The organism is Altererythrobacter litoralis (genome assembly GCF_036324225.1).
GTDB classification, from domain to species: domain Bacteria; phylum Pseudomonadota; class Alphaproteobacteria; order Sphingomonadales; family Sphingomonadaceae; genus Erythrobacter; species Erythrobacter litoralis_A.
In genome coordinates, this window is sequence record NZ_JAZDQV010000002.1 from 109065 (window position 1) to 129724 (window position 20660).

At 65.6% G+C, this 20660-nt stretch carries 24 protein-coding genes; 8 read left to right on the forward strand and 16 right to left on the reverse strand.

Annotated elements, in window-relative coordinates:
• Positions 1-16: 16 nt before the first annotated feature.
• The 3 genes from VRS74_RS02400 to VRS74_RS02410 form a co-directional block, all read right to left on the reverse strand.
• Complete coding sequence (locus VRS74_RS02400; RefSeq protein WP_354143644.1) at positions 17-1240, reverse strand: CoA transferase; 1224 nt, start codon at positions 1238-1240, stop codon at positions 17-19.
• A gap of 10 nt (positions 1241-1250) precedes the next feature.
• Positions 1251-2429, reverse strand: coding sequence for an acyl-CoA dehydrogenase family protein (locus VRS74_RS02405; protein WP_354143645.1), 1179 nt, complete (start codon positions 2427-2429; stop codon positions 1251-1253).
• 213 nt (positions 2430-2642) lie between these two features.
• Entirely contained in the window at positions 2643-2924 is a 282-nt protein-coding gene (locus tag VRS74_RS02410; RefSeq protein ID WP_354143646.1) for a hypothetical protein, read from the reverse strand.
• Between the two features lie 158 nt (positions 2925-3082).
• Here VRS74_RS02410 and VRS74_RS02415 point away from each other — a divergent pair, with 158 nt between their 5' ends.
• Both VRS74_RS02415 and VRS74_RS02420 read left to right on the forward strand, forming a co-directional pair.
• A complete protein-coding gene (locus VRS74_RS02415; protein WP_354143647.1) occupies positions 3083-3976 on the forward strand; it encodes an SPFH domain-containing protein in 894 nt (297 codons plus the stop codon).
• Between the two features lie 24 nt (positions 3977-4000).
• Positions 4001-4201, forward strand: coding sequence for a type II toxin-antitoxin system antitoxin (locus VRS74_RS02420; protein WP_354143648.1), 201 nt, complete (start codon positions 4001-4003; stop codon positions 4199-4201).
• Positions 4202-4360: 159 nt separating this feature from the next.
• Here VRS74_RS02420 and VRS74_RS02425 read toward each other — a convergent pair whose 3' ends face one another.
• Positions 4361-4861 carry a GNAT family N-acetyltransferase gene (locus tag VRS74_RS02425; RefSeq protein ID WP_354143649.1) on the reverse strand — a complete coding sequence of 167 codons (501 nt, stop codon included), beginning with the start codon at positions 4859-4861 and terminating at the stop codon, positions 4361-4363.
• Positions 4858-5784 carry a GTP cyclohydrolase II gene (ribA, locus tag VRS74_RS02430; protein WP_354143650.1) on the reverse strand — a complete coding sequence of 309 codons (927 nt, stop codon included), beginning with the start codon at positions 5782-5784 and terminating at the stop codon, positions 4858-4860. Before ribA ends, VRS74_RS02425 begins: the two co-directional genes overlap by 4 nt.
• Here ribA and VRS74_RS02435 point away from each other — a divergent pair.
• Complete coding sequence (locus VRS74_RS02435) at positions 5777-5935, forward strand: hypothetical protein (protein WP_354143651.1); 159 nt, start codon at positions 5777-5779, stop codon at positions 5933-5935. The genes ribA and VRS74_RS02435 overlap by 8 nt on opposite strands.
• Here the strand turns inward: VRS74_RS02435 and VRS74_RS02440 are convergent.
• On the reverse strand, positions 5925-6719 hold the full coding sequence (locus VRS74_RS02440) for an exodeoxyribonuclease III (protein WP_354143652.1): 795 nt from the start codon (positions 6717-6719) through the stop codon (positions 5925-5927). The two genes, VRS74_RS02435 and VRS74_RS02440, sit on opposite strands and share 11 nt — an antisense overlap.
• Positions 6720-6824: 105 nt before the next feature.
• Between VRS74_RS02440 and VRS74_RS02445 the strand changes: the two genes are divergently transcribed.
• On the forward strand, positions 6825-8267 hold the full coding sequence (locus VRS74_RS02445) for an alkaline phosphatase (RefSeq protein WP_354143653.1): 1443 nt from the start codon (positions 6825-6827) through the stop codon (positions 8265-8267).
• Between the two features lie 345 nt (positions 8268-8612).
• Here the strand turns inward: VRS74_RS02445 and VRS74_RS02450 are convergent, their stop codons facing one another.
• The 5 genes from VRS74_RS02450 to pabB all read right to left on the reverse strand — a co-directional run bounded on the left by VRS74_RS02450 (position 8613) and on the right by pabB (position 12525).
• On the reverse strand, positions 8613-9278 hold the full coding sequence (locus VRS74_RS02450; RefSeq protein ID WP_435521362.1) for a LolA family protein: 666 nt from the start codon (positions 9276-9278) through the stop codon (positions 8613-8615).
• Positions 9279-9350: 72 nt separating this feature from the next.
• Positions 9351-9518 (reverse strand): 50S ribosomal protein L33, encoded by a 168-nt coding sequence (gene rpmG / locus VRS74_RS02455; RefSeq protein WP_034961594.1) that lies wholly within the window; start codon positions 9516-9518, stop codon positions 9351-9353.
• 123 nt (positions 9519-9641) lie between these two features.
• Positions 9642-10061: an alternative ribosome rescue aminoacyl-tRNA hydrolase ArfB gene (gene arfB, locus VRS74_RS02460; protein WP_354143655.1), complete on the reverse strand. Its 420-nt coding sequence runs from the start codon at positions 10059-10061 to the stop codon at positions 9642-9644.
• Positions 10043-10720: an RluA family pseudouridine synthase gene (locus VRS74_RS02465; protein ID WP_354143656.1), complete on the reverse strand. Its 678-nt coding sequence runs from the start codon at positions 10718-10720 to the stop codon at positions 10043-10045. The genes arfB and VRS74_RS02465 overlap by 19 nt, the downstream gene beginning before the upstream one ends.
• Positions 10717-12525, reverse strand: a complete 1809-nt coding sequence (gene pabB, locus VRS74_RS02470) for an aminodeoxychorismate synthase component I (protein ID WP_354143882.1) — start codon at positions 12523-12525, stop codon at positions 10717-10719. The genes VRS74_RS02465 and pabB overlap by 4 nt, the downstream gene beginning before the upstream one ends.
• A 109-nt stretch (positions 12526-12634) precedes the next feature.
• On the opposite strand from pabB, the gene VRS74_RS02475 reads away from it, so the two are divergent.
• Genes VRS74_RS02475 through VRS74_RS02490 form a run of 4 tightly spaced genes read left to right on the forward strand, consistent with a single transcriptional unit; the run spans position 12635 to position 15303 of the window.
• Positions 12635-14209 (forward strand): helicase HerA-like domain-containing protein, encoded by a 1575-nt coding sequence (locus VRS74_RS02475; protein WP_354143657.1) that lies wholly within the window; start codon positions 12635-12637, stop codon positions 14207-14209.
• Between the two features lie 13 nt (positions 14210-14222).
• On the forward strand, positions 14223-14897 hold the full coding sequence (locus tag VRS74_RS02480; protein WP_354143658.1) for a glutathione S-transferase family protein: 675 nt from the start codon (positions 14223-14225) through the stop codon (positions 14895-14897).
• A gap of 16 nt (positions 14898-14913) precedes the next feature.
• On the forward strand, positions 14914-15123 hold the full coding sequence (locus VRS74_RS02485; protein WP_354143659.1) for a hypothetical protein: 210 nt from the start codon (positions 14914-14916) through the stop codon (positions 15121-15123).
• Complete coding sequence (locus tag VRS74_RS02490) at positions 15124-15303, forward strand: hypothetical protein (RefSeq protein ID WP_354143660.1); 180 nt, start codon at positions 15124-15126, stop codon at positions 15301-15303.
• Here the strand turns inward: VRS74_RS02490 and VRS74_RS02495 are convergent.
• The 5 genes from VRS74_RS02495 to VRS74_RS02515 all read right to left on the reverse strand — a co-directional run bounded on the left by VRS74_RS02495 (position 15300) and on the right by VRS74_RS02515 (position 20631).
• Complete coding sequence (locus VRS74_RS02495; protein ID WP_354143661.1) at positions 15300-16721, reverse strand: ATP-binding protein; 1422 nt, start codon at positions 16719-16721, stop codon at positions 15300-15302. The genes VRS74_RS02490 and VRS74_RS02495 overlap by 4 nt on opposite strands.
• On the reverse strand, positions 16718-17452 hold the full coding sequence (locus VRS74_RS02500) for a response regulator (RefSeq protein ID WP_354143662.1): 735 nt from the start codon (positions 17450-17452) through the stop codon (positions 16718-16720). Before VRS74_RS02500 ends, VRS74_RS02495 begins: the two co-directional genes overlap by 4 nt.
• 55 nt (positions 17453-17507) lie before the next feature.
• Positions 17508-18116 carry an EF-hand domain-containing protein gene (locus VRS74_RS02505; protein WP_354143663.1) on the reverse strand — a complete coding sequence of 203 codons (609 nt, stop codon included), beginning with the start codon at positions 18114-18116 and terminating at the stop codon, positions 17508-17510.
• 217 nt (positions 18117-18333) lie between these two features.
• Positions 18334-18726, reverse strand: a complete 393-nt coding sequence (locus VRS74_RS02510; RefSeq protein WP_354143664.1) for a VOC family protein — start codon at positions 18724-18726, stop codon at positions 18334-18336.
• A 99-nt stretch (positions 18727-18825) separates the two neighbouring features.
• Positions 18826-20631: an aminopeptidase P family protein gene (locus tag VRS74_RS02515; protein WP_354143665.1), complete on the reverse strand. Its 1806-nt coding sequence runs from the start codon at positions 20629-20631 to the stop codon at positions 18826-18828.
• Between the last annotated feature and the right edge of the window lie 29 nt (positions 20632-20660).

The window sequence follows — 20660 nt, forward strand, 5'->3', positions numbered from 1 at the left end:
TTTCGTCCTTGTCTTCTCAGGCGTCGCTGGTGGCGACGGTGCCGGCATCGATCAGCCGACCGATCTCACCCGAAGACAGCCCCAGCCTCTCGGCCAGGACTTCTTCGCTGTGCTGCCCCAGATAGGGGGCGGGTTTGGGATCGCCGACCTGCTTTTCGGGCATATGCGCAAAGCTGCGCGTGGCTGGATATTCGAAGCCCGAGGGGTTGGCGGGCGAAGGGCCGAAAAGCGGATTGTTCGCCACCAGCACCGGATCGTTGGCGGCCTCGTGCATGGTGCGATAGCGCTCGAACGTGCAGCCCTGCCCGGCCAGTCGCTCCGCCAGATCGGCATAATCGTGCCGCTCGGAGGCGGCCTGGAACAGGTCGAACAGACGGTGGCGATGGACGAAGCGGGGTGTGTCGCCATCGGCGAAGCGGACCCCCAGCTCGGCTTCGAGCGCGGCGATCTCGCCAGCGACACCGAACGCGGCGACCAGCCCGCTCCACTGCTTGGGCGTGAGCGCGGCGACCATGAAGCGCTGGCCGTCGCGGCTCCTGAAGTCGCGCCCGAAGGCGCCCCATATCGCATTGCCCAGCCGCGGGCGGTCCGAACCCCGATAGAGCATTTCGGCGAGCGAGCCCGAATTGGCCATGGTCCCGATCGCGACATCGCCCAGTGCCACGCGCACTTCGCTGCCTTCGCCGGTTGCATCGCGATGGCGCAGCGCGGCCAGCAGCGCGAAGGCGGAATAGGCGCCGGTTATGAAATCCCATGCGGGCAGCACCTGGTTGACCGGCGGGGCCGTCGCCGGGTCCCACTCTTCCGGGCCGCACATCAGCGGGTATCCGCTGGCGGCATTGACGGTGAAATCCATCGCCTGCCGCCCGTCGTGCCAGCCCATGATCCGCACGCTGACCATGTCCTGCCGCCGCGCCGCCAGCGCGCCATGGCTCATGAAGCTCTTCTCGGGCAAATTGGTGATGCACTGGCCGGTTTTCGCCGCGAGTTCGACCAGCAGTTCGCGCCCTTCGCCCGATTGCAGGTCGAGCGCGACCGACTTCTTCGCGCGATTGAGGTTTTCCCAGCTGAGCGAGCGGCCTTCGCTGGTTAGCATGTAGCGGTTGTAGTCGAGCCCGCCCGCCTTGTGATCGACGCGGATCACTTCCGCGCCCATCTGCGCGCAATAGAGCCCGGCGGTTGGCGAAGCGACGAAGCTCGACACCTCGATGATCGATAGGCCCGAAAGCAGCTGGTACATGCGCCGATCCTCAGCCGTGCTCGGCAGCCCACTCGCGCAGCATGTGCTTGGCGATTTGCAGCTGCAGGATCTGAGTGGTGCCTTCGTAGATGCGGTAGATGCGCGCATCGCGGAAGAAGCGCTCGGCGTCATATTCGGCGAGGTAGCCCGCGCCGCCATAGATCTGCACCACGCGATCGACCACGCGGCCGCACATTTCCGAAGCGAACACCTTGAAGGCGGCGGCCTTGCGCAGGATGTTCTCGCCCGCATCGGCGCGCGCGGTCACATCGGCCATCATGCATTCGGCGGCGTAGATCTCGGTCTCGCTTTCGGCCAACATCTGCTGGATCAGCTGGAAATTGGCGATGGGCTCGCCAAACGCCTTGCGCTCATTGGCATAGCGGATCGCGCTGTCGAGCGCGCGGCGAGCATAGCCGGTCGAGGCTGCGCCAACCGAGATGCGGCCGTTGTCGAGACTCTTCATCGCAAAGATGAAACCCTTGCCGGTCTCGCCGCCCAGCAGCGCTTCGCCCGGGACGTGAACGTCCTCCAGGATGATGTCGGCGATGTGGCTGCCCGACTGGCCCATCTTGTGATCGGCGCTGCCCACAGTCACGCCAGGCGCGTCCATCGGCACAAGGAAGGCGCTGACATGCGCGTTCTTGGGCAGGTTTTCCTTTTCGGTGCGCGCCATGATCAGGCCGACATTCGCATGCGGCGCATTGGTGATGTAGCGCTTGGTTCCGTTGAGGATCCAGCCATTGCCCGAAGGATCGGGCTTGGCGAAGGTCTGCATCGCGGCGCTGTCCGATCCCGAGCCGGGTTCGGTCAGGCCGAAACAGGCGATCTCGCCCGCGGCGATGCGCGGCCACCATTCGGCCTTCTGCGCTTCGGTCGCGCCGTTCTTGATCGCCGAATTGAACATGCCGACATTGATCGAGAAGATCGAGCGGAAGGCCGGGGCGGCATAGCTCATGCATTTCACCGTGCGCGCATACTGCGTGACGTTGAGCCCTGCGCCGCCATATTCTTCCGGCACCGTCAGCCCGAACAGCCCCATGTCCTTCATCTCCTTGACGATGTCGTCAGGGATGCGGTCGTTGGCGATCACTTCCTTTTCGGCCGGGATCAGCCGCTCGCGCACATAGCGTTCGAGCTGGTCGATGAACTGTTCGAAGATTTCGGGGTCCATGCCGGTCTGCTGCATCGATCTGGTGTCCTCTCGCTGTTGCCCAGCTTTGGTGGCGTTGGCTCGGTTCGGGCCTGCTCATCCAAGCGTGCGGTTCGACTGTCGCCTGCCCAATATGGCAGGAGTGTGCGCCCACTCCATAACGCCCGTGCCGAAAAGGAAAAGCGGACGAATCGCCGGCTGGCAATCCGTCCGCTTGTTCGTCCGTCAGCGCAAGCGGCGCTGCGCGGCTTATTCGGTGGTGTCGGTAGCGGTTCCGGCGGCGGCTTCCGCAGCGGCGGCGACATCGGCGGCGGCATCGGCGGCTTCGGTTGCGGTCTGTTCGCTCACGGCGGTTTCGTCGCTGTTTGCGTCGGCATCTTCGACCGGCTCGTCGGCCACGCCTTCAAGTGCGGCGTCGGCCGGCATTTCGACGGTGTCGGCTTCGGCATCGATCGAGGCGTCGTCCGATCCGCCGCATGCAGCTAGCGCGAACGTGCCGGCCAGAGCGAACAGCAGCGTGGTCTTCTTCATTTCATTCTCTCCTGAAAATTTCCCGGCATCGGGCAAACACACGGTTCGATAACCCCTGAGGCCCGATCGTGCAATCGCGCTTGCAATCGCCGTCGAATGATATAAATATGATATCATCATTTACGAGGTGGATTGCTATGACAATGGAACTCAAAGGGATGAAGACGAGCAGCGAAAGCGCGGCCCACAGCTATAATGGCTATATCATGCTGGTCGTGCTGACGCTGCTCGTGGTGCTCATAATCTGGTCGGTCAGCGGCGGGGCACCGCCCACGGGTGCAGAGAAGAGCGCCAAATTGCTGTTTGTCGGTCGGCTGCTGGGCGCGGTCTTCGGTATCCTGATCGTCGCATCGGGCTTCTTCATGATCCAGCCCAACCAGGCAGCGGTGATCACTCTGTTCGGCGAATATCGCGGGACCGAACGCCGCGAGGGCCTGCGCTGGGTCTGGCCGTGGATGATGCGCAAGAAGATTTCGGCGCGCGCGCACAACGTCCATTCGGAACGGGTCAAGATCAACGACCTGCGCGGCAACCCGATCGAGATTGCGTGCAATGTCGTGTGGCGCGTTTCGGACACCGCGCAAGCAGCCTTCGATGTCGACGACTACAAGGAGTTCGTGAACATCCAGATCGAAGCCGGGCTGCGCACGGTCGGCGCGCGCCATCCCTATGACGACATGAGCGACGAGGACGAAACGACGCTGCGCGGCAGCGCCGATGTCGTCAATCGCGAGCCGTGCGAGGAACTGAATGACCGCCTGCGCGTGGCCGGGATCGTGGTCGACGAAGCGGGCCTGACTCACCTTGCCTATGCGCCTGAAATCGCCGGGGCCATGCTGCGCCGGCAGCAAGCCGATGCGGTGATTGCGGCGCGACAGAAAGTGGTCCTGGGCGTAGTCGGCATGGTCCAGGATGCGCTGGGCAAGCTCGCTGCGGACGGCATCGTTGAGCTCGATGACGAGCGCAAGGCGACCATGGTTTCGAACCTGATGGTGGTGCTGTGCGGCGAGCGCGACGTCCAGCCGGTCGTCAACGCAGGATCACTCTACTAAGCGAACGAGAGGGAACTGCGGCGCATGTCTGGCGCAAGTAAGAAGGCCTTCGCTTTGCGGCTCGACCCGGCGGTACACGCCGCGGTCGAGCGGCTGGCGGCGGCCGAATTGCGCAGCGCCAATGCCGAGATCGAAATCCTTCTTCGCGAAGCGCTCGCCCGCCGCGGCATCAATGTAACCCCCAGCGACAAGCCGCGCCGCGGCAGGCCGCCGAGCAAGAGTTGAAGGAGAGAGTGACAATGTCGCCATCCCGGAACAGACCGCAAAATCCTACCATGGCCCGGATCATGCTGGGCCTTGGCATCCTTTCGCTGCTGGCCGGATTGGCAATGCTTTACGTGTATACGAGAGGCATTTGCCGCCGCGCGTCTCGAAGCGCGCTAGCTAGCCGAAGGCAACCGCGTAGCGCACCTCGCCATGCAGCATGTCGTCTTCGAGCAGCAGGCTCTGGAAATATTCGGGCGGTGGACCTGGATAAGAGAGCCGCGGATCGGCGATGAATCCGAAGCGGGAATAATAGGCCGGATCGCCCAGCAATACGATTCCCCGCGCGCCGCGCTCGCGCAACTCCGCGATCCCGCGCCGCACCAGCGCGCTGCCAATGCCCCGGCTGTGCAATTCGGGCCAGACTGAGACCGGACCCAGGCCGAACCAGCCGACCGTGCCATCGCTGATCGTGACAGGCGAGAACGCGATATGGCCGACGATCCGATCCGCTTCCTCGGCCACAAGCGACAAAGTGAGATCGCCATCGGCGCGCAAGCGATCGACCAATTCCTGTTCGTCCCCGTCGCTGAAGGGCATGTCGCGGAAAGCGGCCTTGGTGAGCTCGTATATCGTGCGCGTATCGGCTGTTGCCTCGGGCCGGATCGCCACAGCGTTCACTTGAGCAAATGCCCCGATCGATCGCGCTTGGTGGCGAGATAGCGCGCATTGTGCGGGTTTTCAGGCAACTGGTGCGGCACGCGCTCGGTTACTTCGATACCGGCGGCTTGAAGCGCAGCGACCTTCTTCGGATTGTTGGTCATCAGCCGCACCTTTCGCGCCCCGAGCAATTCGAGCATGCGCGCTGCAGTGGGAAAATCGCGCGCTTCGTCGGGAAGGCCCAGCCGCTGGTTGGCCTCGACGGTGTCGAAGCCCTGGTCCTGCAGGCGATAGGCGCGCAGCTTGTTGACCAGACCGATACCGCGCCCTTCCTGCCGCAGGTAGAGCAGCGCGCCCCAGCCGCCGCGCGCGGCCTCTTCGGCCATCGCCGCCAGCGCCGCATCGAGCTGCGGGCCGCAATCGCATTTGAGGCTGCCGAGGATGTCGCCGGTGAGGCATTCGGAATGGAGCCGCACCAGCGGCACCACGTCGCCGCGCTGTGCGCCGATCACCAGCGCGACATGTTCGCGCGTGTCGTCGGCGCTGCGGAAAGCGATGATCTCGGCGGCATCGCTGGCGCTGACGGGCAGATGCGCGCGGGTCGCGATCGACAGCTGCGCGCGGTCGGCCCAGGCAGCAAGGTCGCTTGCCACGACCGGTACTGCTTCGCCCGCATTATCGGGATCGACCAGGAAGGCCGGCAATATGCCCGCGATCCGCGCGAGTTCGAGCGCGGCTTCGGCCACTTCGCGCCAGTCGAGCGCTTCGGCCCGGTATGGGCCCTTGAACGGGTTGGCGAGATCGAGCGCCGGATCGGCCACTGCGCGCGCTTCGAGCAGCTTGAAAGGCTCGCCGCCGCGGATCAGCACCGGGGCATGCGGCACTGCGGCTTCGCGCTGGTTGGCCAGTTTGAGCGTGGCGGCGCGCGCCGCCGAGATGAGCATATGGTCGGCGCTGGCTCCCGCCGCTGCGCTGGTTTCCACGGGCAGCAGCACCGGCCCGCCTTCGAACGCCAGCGGCCAGCCGTGGCGCAGCGCATCGATCGCTTGCGCGGCACGCCGCGACGGCGAAGGCGCATGGCCCGTCAGAGTTTGAACTCCGTGATCAGCGGTACGTGATCGCTCGGCTTTTCCCAGTCGCGCGCGTCCTCGCGCAGCCGGTGACCGCTTGCCTGCTGCGCCAGCTCGGCGCTGGCCCACATATGGTCGAGCCGCCGCCCGCGATCGTTCGCCTTCCAGTCCTTCGCGCGGTAGCTCCACCAGCTGTAATAGCGCTCGGGATCGCGAATGAACTCGCGCCCGATATCGGTCCAGCCATGCGCATCCTTGAAGCGCTGCAAGGTATCGACCTCCAGCGGCGTGTGGCTGACGACATTGAGCAGCTGCTTGTGGTTCCACACGTCGCTTTCGAGTGGAGCGATGTTGAAATCGCCGACGATCACCGTGGGGCGATCGAGCTTCTCCGCCCAGCGCGTCATCCGTTCGAGGAAGTCGAGCTTCTGCCCGAACTTGGGGTTGATGCTGCGGTCTGGCTCGTCCCCGCCAGCGGGAATGTAGACGTTTTCGACCACGATTCCCTTGCCCGGGCCGAGCAGCTCGACCCCGACATGGCGCGCTTCCCCATTGTCCTGCCAATCGTGCCGGGAGAATTCGCGCAGCGGAATCCGGCTCACCGTTGCGACGCCGTGATAACCCTTCTGCCCGTGCACCGCCTGGTGTTCGTAACCCAGCGCCGCCAGCGCCTCGGCAGGGAACTGGTGCTCCTGGCACTTGATCTCCTGCAGGCACAGCACATCGGGCGCCTCTTCCTTGAGAAAACGCTCGACGATCGGCAGCCGCAGCCGCACCGAATTGATGTTCCAGGTAGCGATAGAAACCATGGCTCAGCACTTAGGAGGCGCCGGGCAAAGGGTCCAGCCCACACCTTTCGCTTTCCCGTCACATTGTTTGCGGATAGCGAGCGCATGCAAACAGGAGATTCTGCCATGATCCGCGCGCGTCGCACGCTCACTTTCGCTGCCCTGCTGGCCCTTCCGCTGGCCGCCTGCACCACCGCGGCCGCATCGCAAGCGCCGGTTGCAAGCGCTTCCGCGCCGGTCGCCGCGCAGGCCGAGCCCAAGGCGAAGAACGTGATCCTGTTCATCGGCGACGGCATGGGCATTTCCACCATCACCGCCGCGCGCATCTATGCCGGGCAGAAGCATGGCCAGACCGGCGAGGAATATGTCCTGCCGTTCGAGCGATTCCAGAACGTTGCGCTGGTCAAAACCTACAACACCAATGCGCAGGTGCCCGACAGCGCCGGCACGGCAAGCGCCATGCACACCGGGGTCAAGACCCGGATCGGCATGCTCGGGGTCGGCCCCGAAACGCCGCACAGCGATTGCCCTGCCGCGCTGGCGCATCGCCTGCCAACTTTGGGCGAACAGGCGAAGGAACGCGGGCTTGCGCTGGGGATCGTCACCACCGCGCGCATAACCCACGCGACGCCGGCAGCGGTCTATGCGCATGTGCCCAACCGCGATTGGGAAGCCGATGCCGCCATGCCCGCCGAGGTGCGTGAGCAAGGCTGCACGGACATCGCTTCGCAGCTGGTGTCGAAGGATTTCGACCTGACGCTGGGCGGCGGGCGCGGGGCCTTCTTCGGCAAGGACAAGCGCGGGATGCGGCTCGACGCCGGTGCGGACCTGCCCGCCGCGTGGGCGGCGCGCAGCGGCGGCACCTATGTCGAGACCGCGGCGCAGCTGGCTGCCGCGCCCGAAGGCAAGCCGGTACTCGGGCTCTTTTCGCCGAGCCACATGACCTACACCGTCGATCGCGCCGCGGATTCGACCGAGCCGACGCTGACCGAGATGACCGCTACGGCCATCTCGCGCCTAGATGGCGATCCGCAGGGCTATTATTTGATGGTCGAATCAGGGCGGATCGACCACGGCCACCACGCCGGGCAGGCCGGGTATGCGCTCGAGGAAGCGGTCGAGTTCGCCAATGCGATCCAATATGCGATCGAGCACACCGATCCCGCGGAAACGCTGATCCTGGTGACGGCCGACCACAGCCATGTCTTCACCATGTCGGGCTATCCGCGCCGGGGCAACGACATCCTCGGCTACGTCCATTCGCCCGCTGGCGGCGAAGGCGCGGGCGGCGCTGAAGACGGCCCCGCGCTGGCCGAGGACGGCAAGCCCTACACCACGCTCGGCTATGGCAACGGTCCCGGATCGATCGCGGGAATGGCCGAACGCCCGATGCCTGAAACCGGGGTGAAGGCGCACCAGCAGGCGACTATCCCGCTCGGTAGCGAAACCCATGGCGGCGAAGACGTGGCGCTGTATGGGCAAGGCCCGGGCGCCGAACGCGTGCGCGGCGTGATCGAGCAGAACCTGATCTACGACATCATCGTCAAGGCGCTTGGTTGGAAGGAATAGCCGGGCGCCGCATGTGGTTTAGGCGCCAGCGAGAATTGTGAGGGGCGAGAACCGGAGCGGAGCGTCCTTTGGGTACGTGAGCACCGGAAGCGCAGCCAACCGCAATTCGCAGCAAGCATAAGCCATATGCAAACAAAAAACCCTCGTGCCGGGGGCATTGGCACGAGGGTTCATTTGAGCGTTCGTCACGCTTGTACAAGGCATCCTTGCGGAAGGTTCGGGCAACAGGGGGGAAACCCGCCTTCGCTCGCCTTGCAAATGCAAGCTACTCCCGATCAGCTTTCGCGTAAATGAATAGAGCGCGACATTTTATCGCATTCTTACAACCGCATGGGGTCGAACCGTTCAGCGCGGGCGACGAGACGACTGGCGCGGATCCTTGAAGGTGAACGCGCTGTCAGCCACTCCGACTCCGTAGCGATGGTTGCGCAGCCGCACGGTGGTGCGCTGGTTCTGCGCATCGAGCGCCACCCAGGTATTGAGCTCGAGCCCGCCCGGTGCGCTGGCGTCGCGCACGAAGATCATCGTGATCATGCCGAATTCGGGCCGCTTGGGGTCGCGCACTTCGATGCTGATCACGTCGGGGTTGCCGGTCGGGATCAGTTTGCCGAAGCGCGAGATATCGCGAGTGGGGTCGAGCAGCGCGCCCAGCGGCGAATTGCGAATCGGCCAGCGCTGGACCTGGTTGACCTCGTAGTCGACGAGATAGAGCGAGCGCCCGTTCGAAACGACCAGCAGTGGAATGCTCTTTTCATATTCGAAGCGAATCTTTCCGCCCTGCTTGAGCGTCATCACCCCGCTTGCGACCTGCCCCATCCGGTCGGTCTGCGAGAAATCGGCCTGCATGGTCGAAATCGAGCGCAGCGCGCTCACCGCGCGGTCGAGATCGCCTTCGGCGGCTTCGAGCTCTTGCTGGGTGGCGAACAGCGCGGCGGCTGGAGCGGCAACAAGCAAAGCGGCCGCTAGCGCAGTGCGCAGCGGCCGTGCCTTGATCGGGAAGGATTTGGTCATCATGCTTCGCCTGTTAGCCGCGAAGCATTGAACCGTCACTGAACTTCGGGCGTGCCCGAAATCCATGCCAGATCACTTGATCTTGGCTTCCTTGAACTCGACGTGCTTGCGCACGACCGGGTCGTACTTGCGGAAGGTCATCTTCTCGGTGATGTTCCGCGGGTTCTTCTTCGTGACATAGAAGAAGCCGGTGTCGGCGGTCGAGACCAGCCGGATCTTGACGGTTGCGGGCTTCGCCATGGCGTATTCCTAAGATCGAATGGGGGCCCGTTGGGCCAAAAAACAACAGGCGACGCGCACAGCGCCGCCTCTTCGCGGCGCGCCTTTGCCGATTCACGGGCAAAAGTCAAGCTGGGACAGCGCTCACCAGTCGTTGCGCGTCACCTTGCCGCGACTGGCCTTCACCGCGCCGCGCGCTTTCTTGGTCTTGAGCCGCTCGACCTTGCCCACGCGGTTGAGCCGGCTCTTGGCGCGCTTCTTGGGTACGCGCTGCGCTTCTTCGAGCAGCTGTGCCAGCTTTTCGCGCGCTTCGGCCCGATTCGCTTCCTGCGAGCGGTGTTCCTTGGCGGTGATGAGCAGGTCACCCGAAAGGGTGAACCTGCTGCCCGCGACCTGCCGCAACCGAGCGAAGACTTCGGGCGACAGGCGCAGCTTGTAGGCATTGACCCGAAGCTGGACTTCGGTCGCGACCTTGTTGGCGTTCTGCCCGCCCGGCCCGCTTCCGGCGAGGAAGCTTTCCTCGGCCAGCGCCAGCGCGCGCTCGATCAGGCCGGGATCGCCCATTGTTCCACCGGGGGAATGCCGAAAGCGGCGAAATCGGCAGGCAGCGGGCTGTTCGCAACGATCGGCGTCTTGCCTGCGCGCTGCACTTCAAGGGTCGAGGCATGCAGCATGGTGCGGCGGCAGCGCGGATCGGGCTTGCCGTAAACCGGGTCGCCCACCAGCGCGAAACCCAGGCCGGAAGCGGCATGAACCCGGATCTGGTGGGTGCGGCCCGTCACCGGGCGGAACTCGACCAGCGTCACGCCTTCGCCTACCCACAGCCGCCGCCAGTCGGTGATCGAGGCCTTGCCTTTCTTCGCCGGAATCATGCGCCAGCCCTTTTCCTTCGAGCTGATCTTGGACAGAGACAGCTCGATCCGGCCTTCCGTCTCCTGCAGCTCGCCAGCGACGAGGCCTAGGTAGGTCTTGGTCACCGCACGCTCCTCGAAGGCGCGCGAAAACCGCGCCAGCGCCTTCGGGTTGCGCGCCAGCAGCAGGCAGCCGCTGGTGTCGGCGTCGAGCCGGTGGACCGGCACGGGCGCGCGCTGGAAGCCCAGCTTGAGCTGGTCGAGATGGTCTTCGAGTGAAGGCCCGCCCTTGCGCGGGCGCTCGATCGGCAGCCCGCCGGGCTTGTCGATCACCAGCGCTTCGCCGTCTTCATAAAGGATGTCGATCTTCATATCAGCTGTGCCTTGACCAGCCCGCGCACTGCGTTGCCGAGCAGGAATCCGTTCGCGAGGTCGTCCAGCGTCAGTTCCGCTTCGCGCGCCTTGCCCGCTTCGATCAGCGAGCGGCGCAACACGCCCGGGAGCAGGCCGAGCTGCAGCGGCGGGGTGAGCAGCATTCCGTCGCGTTCCAAGAAGACGCTGGTGAAGCTGCCTTCGGTGACGAAACCGTCAGGGTGCACCAGCAGCGCTTCGTCCGCGCCTTCGCCATGCGCGGCGGCGAGCGCTTCAAGATAGAAGCCGCGATCGCTGGTCTTGTGGCGCAGGCGCCAGTCGCGCGGATCGACCGGCAGCGGCAGGGCGATGCAGCGCAAGGGCGCTTCGGGCGGCGCGGGGGGCGGCCCGGCTTCGAGCGCCAGAGCGCCGCGGCGCGATGCGAGCAGCCGCACCTTGCTGCGCGTTTCGAGGTTGAAGCACAGCGCCTGGATCTGGTTGCGCGCCGCATGGCGATCGAAGGAGAAGCCCAGTTCGTGCGCCGAGGCCTTGATCCGCTCCAGATGCAGTTCGAGCAGGTCGATCCCGCTTTCGGGATCGAACAGCATGGTCTCGATCAAATCGCAATCGGCGACATGCTGGTCGGGCGTCGCGCGGCGCAGGAAGCCGGCCTTCACTTCGCATTCGCGCCGTTCGGCCATGGCTGCGCTGTCGGCGACGATGGCCGATCCAACCCCCATCACCGCGCGCCCGCGATTGTTTTCTTCCGGGGTAAGCCGCAGCGTGCGGATGGCGACGTTGAAAGCGGCGTCGCCATTCGGGTCGATCCAGCCGATCGCCCCGCAATAGGGGCCGCGCGCGTCGCGCTCGACCGCGTCGATCAGTTCCATCGCGCGAATCTTGGGTGCGCCGGTGATCGAACCGCAGGGGAAGATCGCGCGAACAAGGTCCACCGCGCCCTTGCCCGACTGCAGCCGGGCGCGCACGGTCGAGACCATCTGGTGCACGGTGGGATAGCTTTCGACGGTGAAGGGCGCATCGACCCGGACGCTGCCCGCTTCGGCGACGCGCGACAGATCGTTGCGCATCAGGTCCACGATCATCAAATTCTCGGCCCTGTCCTTCACCGAACCCGCGAGTTCCTCGACCAGCGCGCGGTCGGCCTCTTCGGTGGCGCCGCGCGGGCGCGTGCCCTTCATCGGCTTGGCCTTCGCTTCATCGCCCCTGAGCGAGACAAACAGCTCGGGCGAAAGGCTCAGCAGCCAGTGCGACCCGTCGAACAGCAGCCCGCCATAGCCGGCCTCGGCCGCGGGGCGCAGCGCCGCGTAAAGTGCCAGCGGGTCGCCGCGATAGGAACCCGCGAGCTGGTAGGTCAGGTTGACCTGGTAGATGTCCCCAGCGCGGATCGCTTCCTGCAAATGTTCGAAGGCCGCGGCATAGCCGCCGGTCGACAATTGCGGCTCCATCGGGCCGATCGAGGCTTCGCCCTCGACGCGCTCCGCGAGCCATGCGGGCACGTCGGCGGCGGGGATTTCCTGCGGGTCGTCGAACAGGCCGAGCCATACCAGCGGGCCCGCAGCTCCGCTGCGCGCTTCGGCCAGCGCCGCCAGCTTCGGTTCGAGCGCAAGCCCGGCTTCATAGGCGATATAGCCCGCCAGCGTGCCGCCGCTTTCGCGCCGCGCGGCATCGGCGGCGGCGAGCGCATCGGCGACGTCCCCCGCGCGCTGCGCCACGAAGACCCGGCGCGGGTTCTCGAACAGGTGCGCAGGCGCTGCGCCATGCGCGCGCGCGTCGTCGAGCAGGATGAAGGGATCGGGTTGGCCCATGCGCCCTGCCTTACCGCATTCGCGCGACAAGTCGAGCACTTGACCGCGCCACCCGCGCTGCTCCACACATGGCCTCCAACTCGAGACCACAAGGACGCCAGCCACGCCCATGAGCACCATCTCCATCGGTCTCGCCGACAATGGCGAAAAGCAATATCTCGACCTCGCGCGCGCCAACCGCCACGGGCTGATCGCGGGGGCCACCGGCACCGGCAAGACAGTGACGCTGCAGGGGCTGGCGGAAAGCTTTTCGGCTCAAGGCGTGCCGGTGTTCGTGGCCGATGTGAAGGGCGATTTGTCGGGCATCGCCATGCCCGGATCGCCCAAGTTCAAGCATGCCGACAAGCTTGAATCGCGCGCTAAGGAACTGGGCATGGACGACTATGCCTATTCCGACAATCCGGTGGTGTTCTGGGACCTCTATGGCGAACAGGGCCACCCGATCCGCACCACCATTTCCGAAATGGGGCCACTGCTGCTTTCCCGGCTGCTCGATCTCAACGAAACGCAGGAAGGCGTGCTGCAGATCGTGTTCCGTCATGCCGACGAGAACGGGCTGCTGCTGCTCGATTTCGGCGACTTGCAATCGGTGCTCGCCTGGGCGGCGGAGAATGCCAAGGAGCTTTCGGGCACATACGGCAATGTCACCAAGCCTACGGTCGGCACGATCCAGCGCCAGCTGCTGAGCTTCGAGGCGCAGGGGGCGGACCTGTTCTTCGGCGAGCCCGCGCTCGAGATCGACGATTTCCTGAAAGTGGACGAGCAGGGCCGCGGCTATATCAATGTGCTCGCCGCCGACCGGCTGATGCGCAGCCCCAAGCTCTACGCCACTTTCCTGCTGTGGCTGCTCGCCGAGCTGTTCGAGACGCTGCCCGAAGTGGGCGACCCGGAGAAGCCCAAGCTGGTGTTCTTCTTCGACGAGGCGCACTTGCTGTTCGACGATGCGCCCGAGGCGTTGCAGGACAAGATCGAACAGGTGGTCCGCCTGATCCGATCGAAGGGCGTGGGCGTCTATTTCGTCACGCAGAACCCCATCGACATACCGGAAGAAGTGGCGGGGCAGCTTGGCAACAGGGTGCAGCATGCCTTGCGCGCCTTCACCCCGCGCGACCAGCGCGCGATCAAGGCCGCCGCCGAAACCTTCCGCATCAACCCCAAGCTCAACGTTGCCGAAGCGATCACCGAGCTCAAGGTGGGCGAAGCGCTCGTCTCGACGCTCGATGGCGACGGTGCGCCCACGGTGGTGCAGCGCACGCTGGTGAAGCCGCCCCGCAGCCGGCTGGGGCCGGTGACGCCGAAGGAACGCGCGATCATCCAGTCGGTCAGCCCGCTTGACGGCAAGTACGACCAGCTGGTCGACCGCGAGAGCGCGGAGGAAGTGCTGGCGCAGAAGGCGCTCGATGCCGCATCCACCGCTGACGAAGTGGCGGAAAAGGGCGTGGAGGAAGTAGGCAAGCGCAGCCGCAAGACCACTTCGATCTGGGAGAAGGCAGGCAAGCGCGCGATGGGTGCAGCAGCGGGCAGCGCAGCTTCGATCGCGGCGGCGGCGGTTCTGGGCAAGAAATCGCGCGCCAATCCGATGAAGTCGGCCGCGACTTCGGCGGCAGGCGCGATCGCGACCGAGTTCGGCGGCGGCATCGCCGGGCGCTTCGTGCGCAATTTGATCGGCGGACTGATGCGCTGAAGGGAGCCGTGTGATGTGGAAGGTCTATGGCTCGCGGGTTTCCTATTACACCGGCAAGCTCGAAGCCTATCTGCGCTACAAGGGCATACCCTACCAGTCGTTGCCCACGCCCTATGGCGAAAGCCGTATGCTGGTGGAAAAGGTCGGCGCGGTGCAGATGCCGATCGTCGAGCGCGATGACGGGCGCTGGATGTCGGACACCACGCCGATACTGCTGCAGCTTGAGCGCGAGCGGCCCGAGCCAGCGATCCTGCCCGGCGACCAGGTGGTCGGCTTCATGGCGCGCCTGATCGAGGATTATGGCGACGAATGGCTGTGGCGCCCCGCGATGCATTATCGCTGGAGCTATGCCTATGACCGGCTGTTGATCTCCAACATATTGGTCGACGAAGTGGGCGGTTTCAGCAAGGCGCCGCGCTGGCTCAAGCGGCGGCGGATCGCGCATCGCCAGTTCACAAATTTCGTCATGAAGGACGGGGTGAATGACGCTACTCGCGTGCATGTCGATGCGACCTATCTTGCGGCGCTCGACGCGATGTCTGCGATGCTGGCCAACCGGCCATTCCTTCTGGGCGATGCGCCGTCGCTGGCGGATTTCGGGATGATGGGGCCGATGTTCCGCCATTTCGGGCCGGACCCGACTCCGGCGGAGATCATGCGCAATCGCGCGCCGCTGGTGTTCGAATAGGTCGCGCGGATGTGGAATGCGGGGGGGGTCGCAGCCGCATTTCGTCGATGCGGTGCCCGATGATGCTGCCGCGCTGCTTCGCGAGATCTGCGAGACGCATCTTGTCCAGTATCGCGAGGATGCGGCGGCCTATGCGCGCGGCGACACGCATTTCGCGATGACAGTGCAAGGCGTCCGCTACGCGAAGCTGCCCGTTTCGCGCTTTCGGCTGTGGTGCCTCGAATAGTTGCGGGCGGGTTTTGCCGCGCTGGATGCACAGGCGCAGGAGCGGGTCCGCGCCTTGCTGCCGCATCATGACGCCGCGATCCTTTGGGAGGGAGAAGTCGCCGCCTCGGGCTTCAACGAAGACAATCACCTGCCGTTCGGCAAGGCGATCAACGTCTATGGGCAGGGAATCCCGCCCTAGCGCAGCGGCAGGCGGATTTCCGCGCGGAGCCCGCCTTCGGGCCGGTTGGCGAGGACCAGCGCCCCGCCATGTTGCTCGGCGATGGTGCGCGCCAGCGTGAGGCCCAGGCCTGCGCCGCCGGTGGCGCGGTTGCGGCTTGCCTCGCCGCGGGCGAAAGGCTCCATCATCGCGGCCATCCGGTCCTCGGGAATGCCGGGTCCGTCATCATCGATGCGGATCGAGGCAGAAGCGGTGCCCTGCACGATTTCGATCCACGCGGCGCTGCCATAACGCAGCGCATTGTCGATCAGGTTGCGGATCGCACGGCGTAGCAGAGTGGCGCGCAGCGGCAGCGCAATGCGCGGGGCTTCGCCCAGTTCGACCCTCTCGCCCAAATCCTCATATTCGCCGACTACGGAAGCGACCAGCGCGGACAAATCGGTCCGCTCGCTGGCTTCGCCCGACCTGCCCAGTCGCGCCAGTTCGAGGATGTCATCCAGCGTGCGGGTGATGTCTTCGATGCTTTGCGCCATGCGCGTGCGCTGGGTTTCGTCCGGCACGCTTTCGATGCGGACGCGCAGCGCGGCAAGCGGAGTCTTGAGGTCGTGCCCGATCGCGCCAAGCATCACGTCTTTCTCGTCGAGCAGTGCGAGGATGCGGGTTTCCATCGCATTGTGCGCGGCAATCAGTCGGCGCATATCGTCCGGCCCGCGCTCTTGGAGCAGCGGCGCGCGCTCGCGCCCGTTCGAGAAGTTGCTGACCCGGTCGGTGAGTTCGGCGAGCGGGCGGGTCATGCGCCGCAACACCAGGAACAGCAGCGTGAACAGGACCGTGAAGATGACCAGAGTCTGGAGCAGGATCGAACCGATCATGCCGCGCGCGCGGGGCGGGAGCGGCTGGCGCACCACGGCCCATCCGCTGCCGTCGGCGCGCTCGATCCCGGCCACCAGGATCTGGCGTTCGCGCCAGTCGCGCGGGCCGAGCCGTCGCTGCATCCGGGGCCTTTCCACCACCAGCGGATCCTGACCCGCGAGCCTTGTGGTGATCACGATGTCGAGCGGGGTGAGGCCCTGCCCTGCCAGCACTTCGGCCAGCGCCTCTTCATAGCGCGGCAGGCGCTGTTCGCCGGGCAGCAAGGGCGAAACGCCGCTCCGTTCGATCCCGTCGCGGTTCATGCGCGCCATGCGGCGCGGCGGCAGGCCGCGCTCTGCCCGCATGGCCGCGCGCATCGCCTCGCGTTCGGCGGAGCGCTTGTCTTCAGTGATCAGGCGCAGCGCAATCTCGTTGATCGCGGTCACATCGCGGCGCTGTTCCGCCGCGCGGTACAGCAGCACGCCCGAGATCGCCTGGCCCACCAGCAGGCCTAGCGCGAGCACCAGCATGACCTGCCCCAGCAGGCTGCTTGGCAAGAGCCGACGGGGATCGAGCCTTGCCGTCATTCGTTCGGCCCGATCCGCGCGACGTCGGTGGCGAAGCGATAGCCGCCGCCGCGCACGGTCAGGATCAGCTGCGGGTTGCGGCTGTCGACTTCGATCTTGCGGCGCAGGCGACTGATCTGGTTGTCGACCGCACGATCGAACAGATGCGCCTCGCGGCCCTGCACCATGTCGAGCAGGCGATCGCGGTCGAGCACTTCGCGCGGGAAATCGAGGAAAGAACGAAGCATGCGGAATTCGGCAGTCGAGATCGGCACCAGCGTGCCTTGCGGATCGGTGAGGCGGCGCTTGAGCGGGTCGAGCCGCCAACCTTCGAACTGGTAATGCCAGTCCTCGATGCCGGTGGCTGCGTGTCCGCGTGAAGCGCGGCGTAGTACCGAGCGGATGCGGGCGACCAGTTCGCGCGGTTCGAAGGGCTTCACGATGTAATCGTCGGCGCCCATTTCGAGCCCGACGATGCGGTCCATCGCTTCTCCGCGCGCGGTGAGCAGGATCACGGGAACCTGGCGCGTTTCGACCAAATGGCGAGTGAGCGAGAGCCCGTCCTCGCCCGGCATCATGATGTCGAGCAACACCAGGTCGGGATGTTCGCGCGCCAGCTCGCTGCGCGCCAGCGCCGCGTTTTCGGCCTGGCGAACGCTGAACCCCTGGCCGGTGAGATACTCGGCCAGGGGTTCGCACAGGGTCAGCTCGTCATCGACCAGCAGCAGTTTGATGGGCGCGTCTTGCGTCATGCCCCGCCACCTTGCCGCACTAGCCGCCCCTGCTCAACCGGAAGTGACGGCTGGCTCAGTCGGCCGGACGCTGCTGGCGGCGTTCCTGCATGCGGGCACGCATCGCTTCGTGCGCGGCCTTGCGTTCTTCGGCGGTGATCCCGCCCGAACCGTCCGCATCCATGCGCGCGAAACGCTTGGCAGCCGCGGCTTCGAATTCGGCGCGTGTGATCGACTTGTCGCCATCGGTGTCAGCGCCGCGCAGCATCATGCCGGGGCCGCCCGGGCCACGACGTCCGCCGGGGCCGCGCATTTCGCCATCGGGGCGCTTGCCACGGTGTTCTGCCATCTTGGCGCGACGTTCGCCCATCCTGGCGGCGCGCGCTTCGCGTGCAGCCTTGAGTTCGGCCTGGCTCAGCTCGCCATTGCCGTCGGTATCGATCTTGGCGAAACGCTGCGCCTGGCGCGCTTCGCGGTCGGCCCGGTTGAGCACGCCATCGCCATTGACGTCCATCCGGTCGAACATCTTGCCGGTCTGGGCATTGTGTTCGGCCAGCGTCACGATGCCGTCGCCATCGGCGTCGGGATTTGGGCCGCGCTTGCCGCCATGGTGGTCGGCATGGGCGATCGTTGCGCCGCCCAGCGCGAGCGCTGCAGCCGAGAGAGTGAGAGTGAACTTACGCATAATCCTTGCTCCTGCGGTTTTCAGGGGAGCTGCGAAGGGCTTGCCCGGCCACCAAGGGGGAGGAAGAGGCCGTGAAATCGGGACAGTAGCCCTTCGCAACTCACCCTGCCGTTCTAACCCCGCCGTGTCGCAGGATTATGCCGGATTTGCGCGAGTTTGTCGCGGTTTGTATTGCGCTGCGCGCGGCGTTCACCCGCGCGCAAGCCCGGAGCGGTCGCTAGGCGTCGGCCATGCAGAAGGCGTTGAGCTTGTTGCCGTCGGGGTCGCGGAAATAGCCGGCGTAGAACACCTTGCCATTGGGGTCGGGCTCGCCGCGCGGGCCGGGCGCGCCTTCGTCGCTGCCGCCATGCGCCATCGCGATGTCATACAGCCGGTGGACCTGCGCGGTGTCGTTCGCCTCGATCGCAACCATCGTGCCATTGCCGACGGTGGCTTCCTTCCCATCGAACGGCTTGGTCGCCGCGATCCCGGCGCCGCCGTCCCACGTGCCCCAGGCGATGAAGCTGTCGAATTCCATCATCCGCCCGACGCCCATTTCAGCCGCGATCGCATCATAGAAGCGCGCCGCCTGCGCTAGGTCGTTGGTGCCCAGCGTGACATAACCGATCATGTATCATCTCCCGTTCGCGCCGCGCCGATCGCGACCCGTCGATTGGAACATTACGGGAACAAGGAGATCCCTACAAGCGGAATCCCCGGCGGGCCGGAGTTAGAGCGGTGCGCAATGCCGTTCGAGCCACGCCAGATCCTCGCCTTCGAGCTGCGGAGCGAGGATCGCGCGGACCTGCGCGTGGTAGTCGTTCCACCATGCGATTTCGCTTTCGGTCAGCAGGTCCTTTTCGACCAGCGTCCGGTCGATCGGAACGAAAGTGAGCGTCTCGAAACCGAGATAGTCGCCTTCCGCGCCCTCGATCGCGCGCTTCTCGACCAGCACCAGATTCTCGATCCGGATGCCGAAATGGCCCTGCTTGTAGTAGCCCGGCTCGTTCGAAAGGATCATGCCCGCGAACAATTCCTGCTCGGTACCGGCCTGCCCGCCCGACGGCTTGGCGATCCGCTGCGGCCCTTCGTGCACCGACAGGAAGCTGCCGACGCCGTGGCCGGTGCCGTGTGCATAATCGACCCCGGCTTCCCACAGATATTGCCGCGCGAAACCGTCAAGTTGCCCGCCGCTGGTCCCCTGCGGGAACACCGCGCGCGCGATCTGGATATGGCCCTTGAGCACGCGGGTATAGCGGTCCTTCATCTCCGCCGTCGGCTCGCCGGGGCCGACCCACACCGTGCGGGTGATGTCGGTGGTGCCCGCCGGGTACTGCCCGCCCGAATCGACCAGGTAGATGCTCGAAGGCGGGATCGGGATATTGCTGTCTTCGTCCACCTTGTAATGCGGCAGCGCAGCGTGCGGCCCCGCAGCCGAGATCGTGTCGAACGACAGGTCCCTGAGGTTGCCCAGCTCCTCGCGGAATTCGCGCAGCTTTGCGGCGGCGGCGAGCTCGTCGACTTCGCCCGACGGGGCGGTTTCCTCGATCCAGCGCAGGAAGCGGGCCACGGCCGCGCCGTCGCGCGCCTGCGCATCGCGCTGCCCCTGCTGTTCGACCGGGTTCTTGATCGCGCGCGGCAGGATGGTGGGGTCGCGCTCGAAGCTCACCCTCGCGCCGCCCGCTTCGAGCAGCTGCGTGATTGCGTCGACGCCGTAATTGGGGTCGACCGCCACGCTTTTGCCCTTCATCGCGCCCAGCGCGGAAGCGAAGCTGCCCCGCTCGCGCACCGAAACCGCATTGCCAAGGTGCTGCGCCAGTTCGGGCGTGACCTTCTCCGAAGCGATGAACAGTTCCGCCGTGCCGTCGGCATGCGCGATAACATAGCTCAGCGCCACCGGCGTATGCGACACGTCGGCGCCGCGGATATTGAGCAGCCACGCCACTGAATCGAGCGCTGAGATCACTGCCGCATCATACCCTTCGCGCTTGAGCCAGTCGGCGATTTCCGCGCGCTTTTCGGGCGAGCTGCGCCCGGCGAGCGCATTGTCCTGCACGATCGCGGGCGCGGGAGAAGGCTCGGGCTGGTCCTGCCACACCGCGTCGATCGGGTTGCTGTCGACCGCGACCAGTTCGGCCCCGGCCTTAGCCGCAGCCTTGGCGGTGGCTTGCGCCCACTGGCGGCTGTGCAGCCACGGGTCATAGCCTATCCGCGCCCCCTGCTGTGCCTGCTCGCCGATCCAGCCACCGATCGTGTCCTTCGGGACCGAGCGGTGTTCGAACAGCTTTTCGTCGACCTGGTCGCGCACTTGCACGGTGTAGCGCCCGTCAACGAAGATTGCCGCCTTGTCCTGCATCACCACCGCGCTGCCGGCCGAACCGCCGAAGCCCGTGAGCCATTGCAGCCGCTGGGCATAGGCGCCGACATATTCGCTCATGTGTTCGTCGGAAATCGGCACGATGAAGCCGTCGAGCCCGCGGCGCTTGAGTTCCTGACGAAGCGCGTCCAGCCGCGCCTCATGGGTTTGCATCAGCATTTGATCGATCCTGCATTTCCTGTGCTTGG

Bases quoted from the DNA above. Each gene is read 5' to 3' on its own strand.
- VRS74_RS02400 (WP_354143644.1), bottom strand. From the start codon at position 1,240: ATGTACCAGCTGCTTTCGGGCCTATCGATCATCGAGGTGTCGAGCTTC.
- VRS74_RS02405 (WP_354143645.1), bottom strand. From the start codon at position 2,429: ATGCAGCAGACCGGCATGGACCCCGAAATCTTCGAACAGTTCATCGAC.
- VRS74_RS02410 (WP_354143646.1), bottom strand. From the start codon at position 2,924: ATGAAGAAGACCACGCTGCTGTTCGCTCTGGCCGGCACGTTCGCGCTA.
- VRS74_RS02415 (WP_354143647.1), top strand. From the start codon at position 3,083: ATGAAGACGAGCAGCGAAAGCGCGGCCCACAGCTATAATGGCTATATC.
- VRS74_RS02420 (WP_354143648.1), top strand. From the start codon at position 4,001: ATGTCTGGCGCAAGTAAGAAGGCCTTCGCTTTGCGGCTCGACCCGGCG.
- VRS74_RS02435 (WP_354143651.1), top strand. From the start codon at position 5,777: ATGAGCATATGGTCGGCGCTGGCTCCCGCCGCTGCGCTGGTTTCCACG.
- ribA (WP_354143650.1), bottom strand. From the start codon at position 5,784: ATGCTCATCTCGGCGGCGCGCGCCGCCACGCTCAAACTGGCCAACCAG.
- VRS74_RS02440 (WP_354143652.1), bottom strand. From the start codon at position 6,719: ATGGTTTCTATCGCTACCTGGAACATCAATTCGGTGCGGCTGCGGCTG.
- VRS74_RS02445 (WP_354143653.1), top strand. From the start codon at position 6,825: ATGATCCGCGCGCGTCGCACGCTCACTTTCGCTGCCCTGCTGGCCCTT.
- VRS74_RS02450 (WP_435521362.1), bottom strand. From the start codon at position 9,278: ATGACCAAATCCTTCCCGATCAAGGCACGGCCGCTGCGCACTGCGCTA.
- rpmG (WP_034961594.1), bottom strand. From the start codon at position 9,518: ATGGCGAAGCCCGCAACCGTCAAGATCCGGCTGGTCTCGACCGCCGAC.
- arfB (WP_354143655.1), bottom strand. From the start codon at position 10,061: ATGGGCGATCCCGGCCTGATCGAGCGCGCGCTGGCGCTGGCCGAGGAA.
- VRS74_RS02465 (WP_354143656.1), bottom strand. From the start codon at position 10,720: ATGAAGATCGACATCCTTTATGAAGACGGCGAAGCGCTGGTGATCGAC.
- pabB (WP_354143882.1), bottom strand. From the start codon at position 12,525: ATGGGCCAACCCGATCCCTTCATCCTGCTCGACGACGCGCGCGCGCAT.
- VRS74_RS02475 (WP_354143657.1), top strand. From the start codon at position 12,635: ATGAGCACCATCTCCATCGGTCTCGCCGACAATGGCGAAAAGCAATAT.
- VRS74_RS02480 (WP_354143658.1), top strand. From the start codon at position 14,223: ATGTGGAAGGTCTATGGCTCGCGGGTTTCCTATTACACCGGCAAGCTC.
- VRS74_RS02485 (WP_354143659.1), top strand. From the start codon at position 14,914: ATGCGGGGGGGGTCGCAGCCGCATTTCGTCGATGCGGTGCCCGATGAT.
- VRS74_RS02495 (WP_354143661.1), bottom strand. From the start codon at position 16,721: ATGACGGCAAGGCTCGATCCCCGTCGGCTCTTGCCAAGCAGCCTGCTG.
- VRS74_RS02500 (WP_354143662.1), bottom strand. From the start codon at position 17,452: ATGACGCAAGACGCGCCCATCAAACTGCTGCTGGTCGATGACGAGCTG.
- VRS74_RS02505 (WP_354143663.1), bottom strand. From the start codon at position 18,116: ATGCGTAAGTTCACTCTCACTCTCTCGGCTGCAGCGCTCGCGCTGGGC.
- VRS74_RS02510 (WP_354143664.1), bottom strand. From the start codon at position 18,726: ATGATCGGTTATGTCACGCTGGGCACCAACGACCTAGCGCAGGCGGCG.
- VRS74_RS02515 (WP_354143665.1), bottom strand. From the start codon at position 20,631: ATGCTGATGCAAACCCATGAGGCGCGGCTGGACGCGCTTCGTCAGGAA.